Below are 14,704 nucleotides of genomic sequence, written 5' to 3'. Positions count from 1 at the left end.
GCCACTGTTACCTTGTTTAAATTACAAAAAGGGTAATTTTTACCTTCAAAAATGAATCATCTTATACGCAATTCCCCAAAATAGTAATTCCGTCTAGCACTGTTCATCCATTCAGTCCATGCCCATATAGCTGTTTTGCGCACGGTTTTTCCCGCTGCCGCAGACGGTCTGGCCGGGCGGACCCAGAAAGGGATTCGGAACGAGGAACAGGTGCGGCCAGGACATGGACGCGGCCAGGACATGGACGCAGCCGGGGCGGGACGCGGCCGGGGCGGGACGCAGCCCGTCAGTGGCGAAGGAACCGGCGGGACCGGGAAAAGGGCTGGAGGGACAAAAAAAGGGGAACCGACGCTGTTGCGCGGTTCCCCGTGGGGTTCTTTTCGGATGGGGCGGCTATTCCTTCAGGTGCCAGACGCCCTTGTCGTCACGCCAGGCCTTGGCCATAATCGTGTCGCCGTCCTTTTCGTCCTTGATGTAGACGTCGCGGTAGACCTTGTTCTCGGCCATGTACGGCGGGCTGGGGGTGGCCGAATAGGACGCGCCGGTGTCCGGGTTGGTCCACTTCTGCGGCTGATCGGACTTTCCGGTCTCCAGGGTCCTCTGGACCTGGGCCTCGTCGTGCTTGTCCCATTCGTTGCCCACGATGTAGCCGAAGAGCGTGCCCACGCCCGCGCCCACGGCAGCGCCGAGGAGCTTGTTCTTGAACGTCAGCGCGCCGATGGTCGCGCCGGCCAGGCCGCCCACGGTCGCGCCCTGCTGGGCCTTGGTGGCGCAGCCGTAGCCCGCCGCCACAAAGCAGGTCAACACGGTCGCTATCAACAGTTTACGCATGGCGTACCTCCATGAAATCAGGTGCGTTATCGTCTTTTGCCGGGGCCGCCCGCCTCAACGGACGGTCGCGCGGAAGCGGTATCCGACTCTAGTACTCTGCCCCTTGCCGCCGACAATGTCCAGCGCAACCGCATGGTTCGCGCCATTCCGGGCCGGGAAGCCACGGGCCGCTTGCATATCGCGCGCTTTCGGGCTAGAGAAGCCTTTCCCCGTTTTTTCGGGGACCCATATCATTTATAAGGAAGACGGAAAGACGATGATCAAGATCCGCAAAGACGACAACGGCGGTCCCTACCCGGACCAGCGCCGCGAAGACGGCCGCCCGGCCGCCCGAACCACCTCTCCCGACAACAATGCTCCCGCCCGCCCGGTGCGCGACGACCGGCGCGGCCCGCGCAAGTTCGACAAGCGCGGCCCCAAGCGCGGCGGACGCGACTTCTTCGGCCGTCGGCCCGAGCCGACACAGGTCGACTTCGACGCGCCCGACAAGTCCGAAAAGGTCGCCGGACACCGCTTCGACGACATCTCCGACATCGACAACCAGATTCTCGGCCTGCTGGAGAAGCGCGCCTACCTCATCCGCAAGGAAGGGGCGTGGCGCAAGTCCCGGCAGAAATCCCTGGTGGACCCCAAGCTGGAGAAGCTGCTGCGCGGCTCCTTTGACCAGGCCGCGGGCCGCATGGGCCTGGACGCCAAGCTGTCCAAGCAGCTCTTCACCCTGCTCAACCAGTTCTCCCTGGCCGACATCCGCAAGAAATTCGAAGGCGAGGGCTACAAGCTCGCGCCGCGCGTGGAGCCCGTCAGCGCGGGCATCACCGGGCCGCGCTCCTTCCGCCACACCCGCATGATGCTGGCCATGGCCGCCAGCGCGGGCACGCCCATCACCCTGGCCCCGGTGACCATGAACGCCCCGAACAAGGATCTGGCCAAGGCCCTGAAGCAGGTGGACGCGCCCATCAACTGGGACGACGACTTCATCCGCAACGAGGGCGGCAAGACCCTGGAGTTCGAAGGCAAGATGGTCTTCGTGGGCGAGGACCCGTTCAACTTTTACATGCTGCTCTGCCTGGCCCTCGGCCATGCCGGACGGTGCAAGTTCACCGGCAAGCCCGGCCTGCAGCTCCTGGACGCGTCGGCCCTGAACAAGGTGCTGCCCTCCCTGGGCGCCCGCGTGGTGCCCATGAACCCGAACAACCCCGGCCTGCCCGTGCGCCTCGAATGCGGCGGCGTCATGGAAGAGTCCGTGACCCTGCCCGGCGGCCTGGACCCGGATTTCGCGGCCGCCCTGACCCTGGCCGCGTGGTCCTTCCCCGGCGGACTGACCATCGGCGGCCTGACCCGCGAGTCCCGCTCCCGCGTGGCCGAGGCCGTGGCCGTGCTGAGCGAGTGCGGCATCGAGGCCAAGCTCGGCAAGGACTCGGTCACCGTGCCCGACGGCATCCCGGCCATCGATCCGCAGCCGCTGCTGCCCCTGTCCGTGCGCCTCGGCTCCATGCTCCTGGCCCTGCCCGTGCTGAGCGGCGGCCGGATCAACGTGGACGGCGCTTGGCCCAAGTCCGAGCAGGCCGACGCCGTGCTGGAGCAGCTCCGCGCCCTGGGGCTGCGCGTGGACGTGGCCACCGAGAACCTGATCGCGACCATGGAGGGCGAGCTGCCCGAATCCGCGGACATCACCATCGGCGCCTACCCGGACCTCATGCCCCTGGCCCTGGCCCTGGCCCTCAAGGTCGGCAAAGCCCGGATCACCGGCGCGGACAACGAGGTGGCCCTCGAACTGCTCGACCGCCTGGGTGCGAGCTACGAGGTGGACGGCGACGTGGTGGAGCTGAAGCCCGGCTCCCGGCAGTGGGACGGCACCTGGTTCTCCCCGGACCCGGTCTGGTCCATGGGCTGCGCCCTGGCCGCCTACGCCGTTCCCGGCATCGTCCTGGAGAACCACGGCGAGGTGACCGCCACCTGGCCCGAGTTCTGGAACTTCTACAACTCCCTGCCCACCGGCAAGATGAAACCCAAACCGGAGCGCGAGAAGAAAGATGACACCCGCAGAAGAATCAAAATCCGGTGAAAAACGGCTGAGCGACGACATCAACGTCCTTGAGGCGGAGGTGGCCCAGCTCACCCTGGAACTGGAGCGGACCAAGCTGGCCGTGCGCGAGATGATGGCCGCCGAAGACCCCAAAAACGGCGTCTTCCACCACGAGGAAATCTTCCGGCTGCAGCAGGACAAGCTGCGGCTGGAAGTGGAAATCCAGTTCAGGACCAACAAGATCAACCGCATCAACCTCGGCATCTCGGACATGGAACCGTCCGAGGGCCTCACGAACGGCTTCCTGTTCTGATCAGACTTCGGAACGGCCCGTTTTCGGATAAGGATTGTCCCGCCCGAGGCGGGGTCCGGGGAATGAGAGCCCCGGACCGGAACCGCACGGACGGTCGTTGAGAGAGACCTTATTGCGTATTCCAGGAGAGAGCATGGGCAAGAACATCACCCGCAAGATCATCGAGAAACACCTTGTTTCCGGGGAAATGGTCCCCGGCAGGGAAGTTGGGTTGCGCATCGACCAGACCCTGACCCAGGACGCCACCGGCACCATGGCCTGGCTCCAGTACGAGGCCATCGGCATCGGCCGGGTCCGCACGGACCTGTCCGTCAGCTACGTGGACCACAACACCCTCCAGATGGGTTTCCGCAACCCCGACGACCACCGCTTCCTGCGCACCGTGGCCGCCAAGTCCGGCGCGGTCTTCTCGCCCGCCGGAACCGGCATCTGCCACCAGCTGCACCTGGAGAACTTCGCCAAACCCGGCGCGACGCTCATCGGCTCGGACTCCCACACCCCCACCGCGGGCGGCATCGGGTCCATGGCCATGGGCGCGGGCGGCCTGTCCGTGGCCCTGGCCATGGCGGGCGAGCCGTACTTCATCCCCATGCCCCAGGTGGTCAAGGTCGAACTGACCGGCGAACTGACCGGCTGGGCCCAGGGCAAGGACGTCATCCTCGAGCTGCTCCGCCGACTGACCGTCAAGGGCGGCGTGGGCAAGGTCTTCGAATACGCCGGTCCCGGCGTGGCCTCGCTGTCCGTCCCGGACCGCGCGACCATCACCAACATGGGCGCGGAACTCGGCGCGACCACCTCCATCTTCCCGTCCGACGAGACCACCCGCCTGTTCCTGGCCAAGATGGGCCGCGAAGGGGACTGGATGGAACTGATCGCCGACGCCGACGCCGAATACGACGACGTCATCACCATCGACCTCACCGCCCTGGAGCCGCTGGTGGCCCAGCCGCACATGCCGGACCAGGTCTGCAAGGTGAAGGAGCTGGCGGGCAAGAAGATCGACCAGGTGGCCATCGGCTCGTGCACCAACTCCTCCTACTCCGACCTCAAGAACACCGCCCAGATCCTGTCCGGCAAAATGACCCCGCCCGAGACCGACCTGCTGATCTCCCCCGGCTCCAAACAGGTCATGAAGATGCTCGCCCGCGAAGGGCTCATCGAGCCGCTGCTGGATGCGGGCGCGCGCCTGCTCGAATGTTCCTGCGGCCCGTGCATCGGCATGGGCGGCTCCCCGATCTCGGCGGGCGTGTCCGTGCGCACCTTCAACCGCAATTTCGAAGGCCGCTCCGGCACCCAGGACGGGCAGGTCTACCTGGCCTCCGCCCAGACCGCCGCGCGCCTCGCCCTGGACGGCGAGTTCACCGACCCCGCCACCTGGGGCCCGGCCCCGGAGCGCGTTTCCCTGCCCGAAGACGTGCCGTCCATCCGCGACCTGTTCGTGTTCCCGCCCGAGGACGGCTCCTCGGTCGAGGTCCTGCGCGGACCCAACATCGTGGCCCTGGAGGACTTCGACAAGCTGCCCGGAACCATTGAGGCCAAGGTCCTGCTCAAGGTCGAGGACAACATCACCACCGACCACATCCTGCCCGCCGGCGCGCAGATCACCGCGCTCAGGTCCAACATCCCGGCCATCAGCGAGTACATCTTCTCCCGCGTGGACGAAGGGTTCGTGGGCCGCATGAAGGAGCACGGCAAGGGCGTCATCCTGGGCGGCGAGAACTACGGCCAGGGGTCCAGCCGCGAGCACGCGGCGCTCGGCCCGCGCCACCTCGGCGTCAAGGCGGTCATCGTCAAGTCCCTGGCCCGCATCCACCGCGCCAACCTGGTCAACTTCGGCATCCTGCCGCTGCTGCTGGCCAATCCCGAGGACTACGACCGCATGGAGCTGGGCACCGACCTGACCATCCCGGCCTCGGAGATCACCCCCGGCGGGACCGTGAACCTCGTCACCGGCGACGGCGCAACCGTCCCGGTAACAAATGATTTGACCAAAAAGGAACTGGAGATTATCCAGGCAGGTGGTCTCCTGAACGCCGTTCGGGAAGGCAAGTCCTAACATCGGAACAACGGTGGCTCCCCGGGACGGGGAGCCGCCTTTCATCACAGCTATCGGAGCAGAAATGTTAGAAATAATGCGCGAGAATGCGTCCGGCTGGATCATCAAGATACTCTTCGCCGTCATCATCTTCATCTTCATCTTCGCCTTCGGCATGTCCGGGCTGAACTCCAGCGGCGACCCGGCCCTGGCCACGGTCAACGGCCAGGTCATCACCCGCGCCGAGTTCGAACAGATGTACCAGCGCGCGTCCGAAAACATCCGCCGCTCCAACCCGGACCTGGACCAGGCCCAGATCAAGACCCCCGAGTTCAAGCAGATGATCCTCGGCGAACTGATCAGCCGCAAGCTCCTGCTGGCCGAAGCCGAAAAGCTCGGCATCCGCGCCTCCGACGCCGAAGTCTCGGCGGGCATCGCGGCCCAGCCCATGTTCAAGGACGCCAACGGCGTGTTCAGCAAGGACGTCTACCAGTCGGCCCTGCGCGGCATCCGCATGACCCCTTCCCAGTTCGAGGCCGACTACCGCCAGGAACTGACCATCGACAAGGTCCAGGAAGCCGTGGCCGCCCCGGCCGACGTGTCCGAGGCCCAGGCCCGCCAGCTCTACGACTGGGTCGGCGAGCAGGCCACCATCGACTACGTGGCCGTGGCCCCCGCCGACTACTACGACCAGGTCCAGGTCTCCGACGCCGAGGTCGAGGAATACTTCAAGGCCAACCAGGACAAGTACATGATCCCGCCGCAGGTCACCCTGCGCTACGTGGCCTTCACCCCGGCTGCCCTGGCCAAGTACCAGACCGTTTCCAGTGATGAGATCAAGGCCTATTTCGAGGCCAACAAGGACAAGATGCAGGAGCCGGAGCAGGTCAAGGCCCGCCACATCCTGGTCATGGTCAAGGACTCCGACCCCGCCGAGGTCAAGGAGAAGGCCAAGGAGCGCATCGACAAGATTTACGCCCGAGCCAAGGCGGGCGAAGACTTCGCGGCCCTGGCCGTGGAGAATTCCGACGGCCCCAGCGGCCCCGACGGCGGCGAGCTGGGCTGGTTCGGACGCGGCGCCATGGTGCCCGCCTTCGAAGAGGCCGCCTTCGCCCTGAACAAGGGCGACATCTCCGAGCCGGTCAAGACCCGGTTCGGCTGGCACGTCATCCTGGTCGAGGACAAGAAGGAAGGCACCGTCAAGACCCTGGACGAGGCCAAGGACGAGATCAAGGGCTTGATCGCCGAGGAAAAGGCTTCCGAGAAGATCAACGAGCTGCTCGACCAGTCCATGGACCGCCTCGTGTCCGGCATGGACATCACGGCCATCGCCGCCGAGATCGGCGTGGAGCCGACCACCACCGAGCCCATGCCCGCCCAGTTCCTGGCCCAGATCCTGGGCATGACCCCGGAGGCCGCCAAGTCCGTCGAGGCCCTGGCCCCCGGCGCGGCCCAGAAGAGCCCCGTGGCCATCACCGGCGGCTACATGCTGGTGGAGAAGGTCGAGGACATCCCGTCCACCCTCATGGACCTGGAGCTGGTCAAGCCGTCCATCCTCAACACCCTCAAGGACCAGAAGGGCACCAAGCTGGCCGAGCAGGAGGCCGAGAAGATCGTCGCCGCCCTGACCGGCCCCGACGCCGAGGCAGCGGCCAAGACCTATGCCTCGCGCATCAAGACCTCCGAGCCCTTCGACCGCCAGGGCAACATCCCGGACCTGGGCCGCTCCGTGCCCCTGACCAAGGCCGTGTTCGAGGCCAAGGACACCAGCTGGCTCAAGTTCCCCTACACCATGCCCGGCGGCCTGGTCGTCGTCGCCCGCCTGAACAAGCACATCCCGGCCTCGGACGAGACCTGGAAGGAACAGCGCGAGTTCTGGCTCCAGCAGGCCAACGACAACTACCGCCGCGAAACCCTGGCCGCCTTCATGGACGACCTGAGCAAAAACGCGGACATCAACATCGCCCGCCCCGATCTGCTCCAGTAGCCGGGCGATCGCATACGACAACTAAAAAGGGCGCTCCAAACGGAGCGCCCTTTTTTGTTCACCTCCGGCGGCCAGGGGGGAACCCTTTGAAAATGGTTCCCCCCTGGACCCCCCTCCCAAACTTTTTAGCGCCGCTTGCGCGGGGTCCGCGAACGGACATGCACCCGAGTCCCGCTCGAAGGCCGCGCCACGACCCCGTCCGGGCGAATTTGGCAAGCTTCTGGAAACGCCTTTTTGGGCGATACAAACAACGGAAAAAAGAAAGGGCTGCCGAAGCAGCCCATTCCAACCAGACAAAGAAGGTAAAGCTCCCTCAGCCAGGCTTCAGGGACTTTTGTTTTGATTAGTCACTTTTCGTGCGGGATGGTGAACGGAAGACCCAAGCCAGAATAGGAATCGCAATACCTACCGCTGTCATTGCATAAGCCGCCAGTGGAAACATGGGAATTCCATACAATGTGTAAACCCCCGTTCGAATCATGGAAAGACCATAGAAAACCATGAGGATACTCAGAATCCATTCCCATATTTTTACACGCATTTCATCTCCGATTCTGTTTGTACCAATCATAAATCCCCTTGGTAAAAGCACCTGCGCCGCCGGCTGCACTTTGTGGGGGAGGGCCGTCTACAAGGCCATTGGCAAAGTCCGACGCAGCTTTCGAACCTGCTGCCAGCTTATCCGGATTTCGCATCACTGTCGCCGCACCCGCAGGTGCCGCCTTTGCCGCACCTGCTGCACTGACAATACCGGAATTGATCCCGATCACCTTGCCCATGGCATCATGGACGCCCACGGTGGCGGTCGGTTTGTCCTTGCCGTAATCCTTGTCGGTCTTTTTGCCGAGCCAATCAGTGGCCTTGGCCGCCAAGTATGATCCAGTGGCGCTGATGGCGGTAGCACCGGCCATGCCTGCCGCAAAGGGCAGGAGAAACGGCAACAGCCCCGCCGGGTCTGCCCCGTTCACCGGGTCATCCAGACAATACCCGTACCAGTCCGGGTCACCGCATTTCTCCCCGATGGGGTCGGGCGCGGTCTCATTACATGATTTATTCCAAATGTACCTCTGATGAGAAAAACATCGGTCGTTTCTTGATGCTATGTGCATTCAGCTCCTTGACAAGGTTGTTTTCCCTTGTGCTCAGGAGGTAATAGAAATTCAAAAAACCGGGGAGCACTATAATGACGTTTTTTACCGCCATGTCGGTGTAGCTCGCCTGCCAGACCCTGGCATAGCGAATGTCGTCAAAAGATATTGTCCCTTTTCCAAACAGGGACCGGCATTCAATACAACCGGGTCGATAGTACGTCGGAAGGACGATGCGGACAACAACACGAAATACAAAGAGGCCGACAGGGAAAAAAAGAATTGCAAAAATGGTTGTCGGCAATGAAATCAGCCCAAAGAAAAGACAACTCGCCCCGAAGGCAAAAAGAAATATCCTGAGAAACCACACTGAAAACAGGACGCGAATTCTTTCCTGCATTTGTCCTCCGAAGGCCGGGAGAGCTTTCTCCCGGCCTCTTTTCCTAACGGGTACCTCATTTTGTACCAAAGCGTTCGTCCATCCTTTTCCGAATCTGACCGTCATACCAATCGCCGAATTTTGAAAATGGGTTCCTGATGACGAGGCTTTTTTCTTGTTTTACATGCGTCTCCAGAGGCGGCGACCATCCTGCGCTTACTCCGACACTCGCTGATTTTCCGGTATAGCCTTCCCCCTTGACCGCTTCCCCGCCAATCTCCGGCTTAACTCCCAAAACGGGGGCGGCGATTTTCCCGCCTGCTTTGTTTGAGGTTCCTTCCAACTGGTCTATGTCTGCAGCATTTGTTTGCTGGTGAAAGGCTTCTCCTGACAGGTCCCATCCGGAAGACGCCCCATAGTCCAGGAAGAGTTCGACCCCGGATGCTCCTTTGTCGTCAGTAACATAGGCCGCCCCTCCTCCTATGCTTCCACCGAAGCCATCCAGAGATGCGGATATGCCGCTTCCCTTGGTTTCCAACCCCGCCGGGTCCACCCCGTTCACGGGGTCGTCGAGGCAGTACCCGTACCAGTCCGGGTCACCGCCTTTCTCCCCAATCGGATCAGGCGCGGTCCATCTGCCGGTCTTGACGTCGTAATCTCTCCAGCCGAAGCGGACAAAACCCAGGTCCCGGTCGTGCAGGCCGCCCGCGAAGCCGAGCGGGATGCGGAAGCCCGGGTTGGTGTCCTCGATGATCCCGCCGAACGGGTCGTACACGATTTCCTTTATCACGTTGTCGTGCATGTCCACAACCAGGCGCAGGGAGCCGACCTGGTCGTAAAACAGCCCGGCCACGGTCCCGTCGTCCCGGCGCATGGCAAAGGGGGTGCGCTCGCCGTCGCGGTAGGCGAATTCGTAACCGTGCTGGCCGTCGTGGAACCCGGCCAAGCGCACGAAATCGAGCCACTGGTACGCCTCCGCAAGCTCCCCGTTCAGGTACTTGGCCGTGCGCTGCCCGTCCTCGTCGTGGCGGAAGGTGAAGGCTTTGTCCCGGTCCTCCTCCTCGGCCTTGAGCAGCCGGTAGTCCGGCGCGTACTCGTACAGGGTGTACACGCCCCTGGCCGACCAAATGGACCTGAACCCGCGCTCGTCGTGGGAGTACTGGCCGGAACCCGCGCGCATCTGCCGGTTGTCCTGGGTGTACTGGTACTCCCGGTAGTTGGCCCCGGCGGTGGCGGGCAGGTAGTCCCGCACCCGGCGGCCTTCGCGGTCGTACCAGCACTGGCAGATGAGCCGACCGTCGAGCTGGGCCTTGGTCAGCCGCCCGGCCTCGTCGTACTCGTAGGTCCAGGTGGACTTGCGCTCCCGGACCGTCTCGGTTTACTCGACAATGCGGCCATCCGGGCCGCGCCTGGTTTCACAGAAATATGGCGGAGTCATGTTGACCTCCTCGGTTTCGTTCCCGAAGGTCGTCTCCGGGAATCCGGGCCAGCATGCCTCTGGTTTTCGCCAACACCCCGGTTTGTCGAAAAATGTCGCTTGAAAGCGGGCGATAAGCATAAAAAATCAACTTGACGGGGTGCTTCGTCCGGGGGGACCGCCGGAGGCGAGGGAGAGGAGAGCCGTCGCCGACGCTCCTCCCCAGAATCGTGGTCTGAATCCCACCGTTACGAAGGCATCTTCACCACGGCGTGAAACCCTTCCGAATGGTGCCCGTGCATGGTCTCGAAGATGTCCTCCTCAAAGGACAACGTCTCGAACCCGGAGAACAACGCCTCCATGTGGTTGCGGTCATGGTGCCGCAACACCCCGCCGTCCTCGACGTCGAAAATCCCGTAAATCCCGTACTTCTCCTGCCCGACCTGATAGCGGTCCAGATTCCGCCGGTCGCGGTTGAGCAGGAAGTCGCAGACGTACAGCACGCCGCCGGGCCGAAGCACCCGCTTGAGCTCAAGCAGGGCCTGGGCCTGCATCCGGGTCTCGGTCATGCAGGTGAACACGGCCATCATCAGCGCCGCGTCAAAGGTGTCGTCCGCATAGGGCAGGGGGCCGCCGGGATAGGCGTTCAGGTCCAGGCCGGGGTTCTCGGCCCGACCGCGCGCCACCAGCGGCTCGGAAAAGTCGATGCCGGTCAGGGCGGCGTATCCGGCCCGGTCCAACTCGACCATGACCCGGCCGTAGCCGCAGCCGAAATCCAGAACACGGCTGTTCCTGTCCGGGACGTGCTCGGTGAACACGTCGAGCCTGAACGGGGTGGTGAAGTTCTTGGCCGCGCATTTGTCGGTCCAATATCGTCGTTGGTCTGGGATGACCGGGCTCCTTGCTAGAGGGTCAGCTTGACGGTGTAGAGGTTGCGTCCCCGCTGGACGCGCATCATGACCGTCTTCTGCATGCGGTTGCGCAAAAAGGCGTTGAGCAGGTCGATGCCCATGGCCAGCCTGCGGTTGCCGATCTGGTGGATGATGTCGCCCTGTTGCAGGCCAAGCTTGGCGGCTGCGGAACCGGGGACGATCCGGGTCACTTCCGCGCCCGGCCCCTGGCTCCTGTCGGCCAGCTCGAAGCCCCAGCGGTTGACCACCAGCTTGAGGGCCATGCCCTTGTCCAGAACCTGCGGGCGCAGGTCCAGGGACCGCCGTTCGCCCTCGCGCAGGATGACCAGGGAGATGGACTCGGACTTGGTCACGCTGAACAGCCGGGTCAGGTAGTCGTCCTTGTTGGCCACGCGCTGGCCGTCCAGGGCGAGGACGATGTCCCCCGGCTTGACGCCCGCCTCGGCGGCCGGGGTGCCGGGATGGACCTCGGTGACGAGCATGCCCTTGAGGTCCTTGAGATTGAAATAACGGGCCGCCGTCTGGTCGATGTCCTGGCCGAAGAGGCCGAGCCAGATGGGGGAGACGTGGCCGGAGTCGAGCAGTTCGGCGACCACGTACTTGGCCTTGTTGATGGGGATGGCGAAGCCGATGCCCTCGGCGCGCGCCTGGATGGCGGTGTTGATGCCGATCAGCTCGCCGTTGATGTTCAGCAGCGGGCCGCCGGAGTTGCCGGGGTTGATGGCCGCGTCGGTCTGGATGAAGCTGCCGTAGGCCCCCTTGTCGGTCTTCATTGGCCGGTTCAGGGCCGAAACCACGCCGGTGGTCACGGTGTTGGAGTAGCCGAACGGGTTGCCGATGGCGATGACGGTCTCGCCGATGAAGATCCCGTCGGAGTCGCCCATGGCCACCTGGGGCAGGCCGGAGCCGTTCTCCAGCTTGAGCACGGCCAGGTCGAAGTCCGCGTCCGAGCCCACCAGGTCGGCTTTGAATTCGCGGCCGTCCTTGAGGCGGACCGAGATCTCGCCGCCCGAGGAGACCACGTGGGCGTTGGTCAGGACCAGCGCCTGGGGGCCGTCGATGATCACGCCGGAACCGAGGCTCTGGGTCTGGCGCTGGCGCTGGCCGTAGAACTCGTTGAAGAACTGGTCGAAGAACGGGTCGCTGAACGGCGAGCGCGCGCCCTCGGACTTGGAGACCACGGTGATGTTGACCACCGAGGGGGAGACCGCCTCCACGGCCAGGACCACCGGGGTGCGGCGGTCGGCGGCGTGGGCCGGGGCGGCGGACAGGAGCAGGAACAGGATCAGGAACAGGAGACGTTTCATCATGCTATCTTTCTTGCGCCATGGCGCGCAGCCTGGCGATGCGGTCTTCGATGGGCGGATGGGTGGCGAACAGCGAGGCCGCCCTGCGCCCGCTGAACGGATTGACGATGAACAGGTTCTCGGTGACCGGGTTGCCCTCGAGGGGTACCTGGCGGGAGGCGGAGTCGAGCTTGGACAGCGCGCCCGCCAGGGCCAGGGGATCGGACAGCCGGGCGCCGGTGGCGTCGGCCAGGTATTCGCGCGAGCGGGAGATGGCCATCTGGATCAGGGTGGCGGCCACGGGCGCGAGAAAGGCCATGAGCAGCGCGGCCAGGGGGCTGCCCCCCTCGTCGTCGTCGCGGGAGAAACCGCCGAAGATGGCGGTCCACTGGAGCATGTTGGCGATGAACACGATGGCCCCGGCCAGGACGGCGGCGATGGTCTGGATGAGGATGTCGCGGTTGGCGATGTGGCCCAGTTCGTGGCCGAGCACGCCCTTGAGCTCATTGGGGTCCAGCATGCGCACGATGCCGCGCGTGACCGCGACCACGGCGTTCTCCGGGTTGCGGCCCGTGGCAAAGGCGTTGGGCGCGTCCTGGGGGATGAGCACGATGCGCGGCTTGGGGATGCCCGCCTTTGCGGCCATCTCCTCCACCACCCGGTGGATATGCGGGGCGTCGCCGGGGGAGAGCGGCTGCGCCTTGTACTTGCGCAGGACTATCTTGTCGGAATACCAGTAACTTCCGACGTTCATCACCATGGCCAGGCCAAAGGCGAAGAACAGGCCGGCGCGGCCGCCCATGGCCCCGCCGAGAAGCATCAGCAGCCCGGTGAGCAACCCCAGGAGCAACATGGTTTTAATCTGGCTCGTCATGCAGGTGATTCCTCCACCATTATCAATGGTTCCAAAGGCAGTAGATAGGATTTACCGGGTAAAGGTCAAGACCCCATGCGTCCCTTCCAGGAGAGGGCCAATACCCTTTGGGGGAATGTTATAGTCTTGAGAAAAAACACAGATTCAGTTTGCCCGTGACCGAAAATCGATATAATACTGTGGGCAATGTCCAATCGCAGCAATCCAAGAGGTTCACAATGAAATCGTGCAACGACGATGGCGGAACGCCGAAAAGCACCGCAATTCCCACAGTGGGAACCGCCAAGATCAGCAACCCCATCAAATTCGGACGGTTCGTCGACGATGAAGAAGACGCGGTCCTGGTCAATATCTCCCGGAAAAAGGTGGAAGGGAACGCCAAGACCAAAAAGAAACCGACCCATATCTATTTCGAGCCCGCCGGCCCCCGGGAAAAGATCTACTACGATCCGAGCAAGACCAAATGCGCGGTGGTCACCTGCGGCGGCCTGTGTCCCGGGCTGAACGACGTCATCCGGGCCATCGTCATGGCCGCCCACCACGAATACAGGGTCCCGTCCGTGCTCGGCATCCAGTACGGCCTGGCCGGGTTCGTGCCGGAGCAGGGATACGACGTCATCGAGCTGACCCCGGATTTCGTGTCGCGCATCCACGAGTTCGGCGGCACGGTTCTCGGTTCGTCGCGCGGCCCCCAGGACCCGGAGGTCATCGTGGACGCCCTGGAGCGCATGAACGTCTCCATCCTGTTCATGATCGGCGGCGACGGCACCATGCGCGCCGCATCCAAGGTGGTGGAGGAGATCGAGAAACGCGGGCTGTCCATCTCCGTGGTCGGCCTGCCCAAGACCATCGACAACGACATCAACTACGTCTCGCCGTCCTTCGGCTTCGACACCTCGGTGGAGACGGCGGCCATGGCCATCAGGGGGGCCCACGTGGAGGCCACGGGCGCGCCCTGGGGCGTGGGGCTGGTCAAGGTCATGGGTCGGGACGCGGGATTCATCGCGGCCCAGAGCGCTTTGTCCTGCCAGGAGGTCAACTTCTGCCTGGTCCCGGAAGACCCCTTCGACATCGACGGCGAGAACGGGCTGCTGGCCGCCCTGGACGCGCGCATGAAGCGGCGCGGCAACGCGGTCATCGTGGTGGCCGAAGGCGCGGGCCAGGACATGCTGGAGGAGTCCGGCAAGAAGGACGCCTCGGGCAACGTCAAGCTGAGCGACATCGCCGCCCTGCTCAAGCGGGAGATCGTGGCCCACTTCAAGGCCCAGAACATCGACATCTCGCTCAAGTACATCGACCCGAGCTACATCATCCGCTCGGTCCCGGCCAACGCCAACGACCGCATCTACTGCTCGTTCCTGGGCATCCACGCGGTCCACGCGGGCATGTCCGGCCGCACCGGCCTGGTCATCTCCCGCTGGAACGGGCGGTACGTCCACATCCCCATGGATCTGGTGACCAAGGGCAAGAAGCGGATCAACACCTGCTCCAACTATTGGCGCGCCGTGCTGGAGTCCACGGGACAGCCCGTTTCCATGAAAAACACCTAACAGGAAC

Annotated in this window: 11 protein-coding genes and 1 pseudogene; 5 read left to right on the top strand and 7 right to left on the bottom strand. The window is 63.7% G+C overall.

The window, feature by feature from the left end:
• Positions 1-393: 393 nt before the first annotated feature.
• Positions 394-831, bottom strand: coding sequence for a glycine zipper domain-containing protein (locus AWY79_RS04170; protein ID WP_066800699.1), 438 nt, complete (start codon positions 829-831; stop codon positions 394-396).
• 256 nt (positions 832-1,087) lie between these two features.
• On the opposite strand from AWY79_RS04170, the gene AWY79_RS04165 reads away from it, so the two are divergent.
• From AWY79_RS04165 to AWY79_RS04150, 4 genes are all read left to right on the top strand, one after another.
• On the top strand, positions 1,088-2,896 hold the full coding sequence (locus tag AWY79_RS04165; protein WP_066800697.1) for a chorismate mutase: 1,809 nt from the start codon (positions 1,088-1,090) through the stop codon (positions 2,894-2,896).
• Positions 2,865-3,170: a hypothetical protein gene (locus AWY79_RS04160; protein WP_066800694.1), complete on the top strand. Its 306-nt coding sequence runs from the start codon at positions 2,865-2,867 to the stop codon at positions 3,168-3,170. Before AWY79_RS04165 ends, AWY79_RS04160 begins: the two co-directional genes overlap by 32 nt.
• 133 nt (positions 3,171-3,303) lie before the next feature.
• Entirely contained in the window at positions 3,304-5,226 is a 1,923-nt protein-coding gene (locus tag AWY79_RS04155; RefSeq protein WP_066800692.1) for an aconitate hydratase, read from the top strand.
• 64 nt (positions 5,227-5,290) lie between these two features.
• Complete coding sequence (locus tag AWY79_RS04150) at positions 5,291-7,192, top strand: SurA N-terminal domain-containing protein (protein ID WP_066800689.1); 1,902 nt, start codon at positions 5,291-5,293, stop codon at positions 7,190-7,192.
• Positions 7,193-7,734: 542 nt separating this feature from the next.
• Here the strand turns inward: AWY79_RS04150 and AWY79_RS04145 are convergent.
• The 6 genes and pseudogenes from AWY79_RS04145 to AWY79_RS04125 form a co-directional block, all read right to left on the bottom strand.
• Positions 7,735-8,160, bottom strand: coding sequence for a hypothetical protein (locus AWY79_RS04145; RefSeq protein ID WP_233490998.1), 426 nt, complete (start codon positions 8,158-8,160; stop codon positions 7,735-7,737).
• Between the two features lie 82 nt (positions 8,161-8,242).
• A complete protein-coding gene (locus AWY79_RS18640; RefSeq protein ID WP_133987252.1) occupies positions 8,243-8,680 on the bottom strand; it encodes a hypothetical protein in 438 nt (145 codons plus the stop codon).
• Between the two features lie 55 nt (positions 8,681-8,735).
• Positions 8,736-10,013, bottom strand: a pseudogene (locus AWY79_RS04140) (RHS repeat domain-containing protein); the annotation flags it as partial.
• A gap of 311 nt (positions 10,014-10,324) precedes the next feature.
• Positions 10,325-10,894, bottom strand: coding sequence for a class I SAM-dependent methyltransferase (locus tag AWY79_RS04135; RefSeq protein ID WP_078063612.1), 570 nt, complete (start codon positions 10,892-10,894; stop codon positions 10,325-10,327).
• 86 nt (positions 10,895-10,980) lie between these two features.
• Positions 10,981-12,294 carry a trypsin-like peptidase domain-containing protein gene (locus AWY79_RS04130; protein WP_066806986.1) on the bottom strand — a complete coding sequence of 438 codons (1,314 nt, stop codon included), beginning with the start codon at positions 12,292-12,294 and terminating at the stop codon, positions 10,981-10,983.
• 4 nt (positions 12,295-12,298) lie between these two features.
• A complete protein-coding gene (locus AWY79_RS04125) occupies positions 12,299-13,147 on the bottom strand; it encodes a zinc metalloprotease HtpX (RefSeq protein ID WP_066800681.1) in 849 nt (282 codons plus the stop codon).
• 218 nt (positions 13,148-13,365) lie between these two features.
• Between AWY79_RS04125 and AWY79_RS04120 the strand changes: the two genes are divergently transcribed.
• Positions 13,366-14,697 (top strand): ATP-dependent 6-phosphofructokinase, encoded by a 1,332-nt coding sequence (locus AWY79_RS04120; protein ID WP_066800677.1) that lies wholly within the window; start codon positions 13,366-13,368, stop codon positions 14,695-14,697.
• Positions 14,698-14,704 lie beyond the last annotated feature (7 nt).

It is taken from the genome of Pseudodesulfovibrio indicus (genome assembly GCF_001563225.1).
Lineage (GTDB): Bacteria > Desulfobacterota > Desulfovibrionia > Desulfovibrionales > Desulfovibrionaceae > Pseudodesulfovibrio > Pseudodesulfovibrio indicus.
This window is presented reverse-complemented; position numbering and strand designations above follow the sequence as displayed.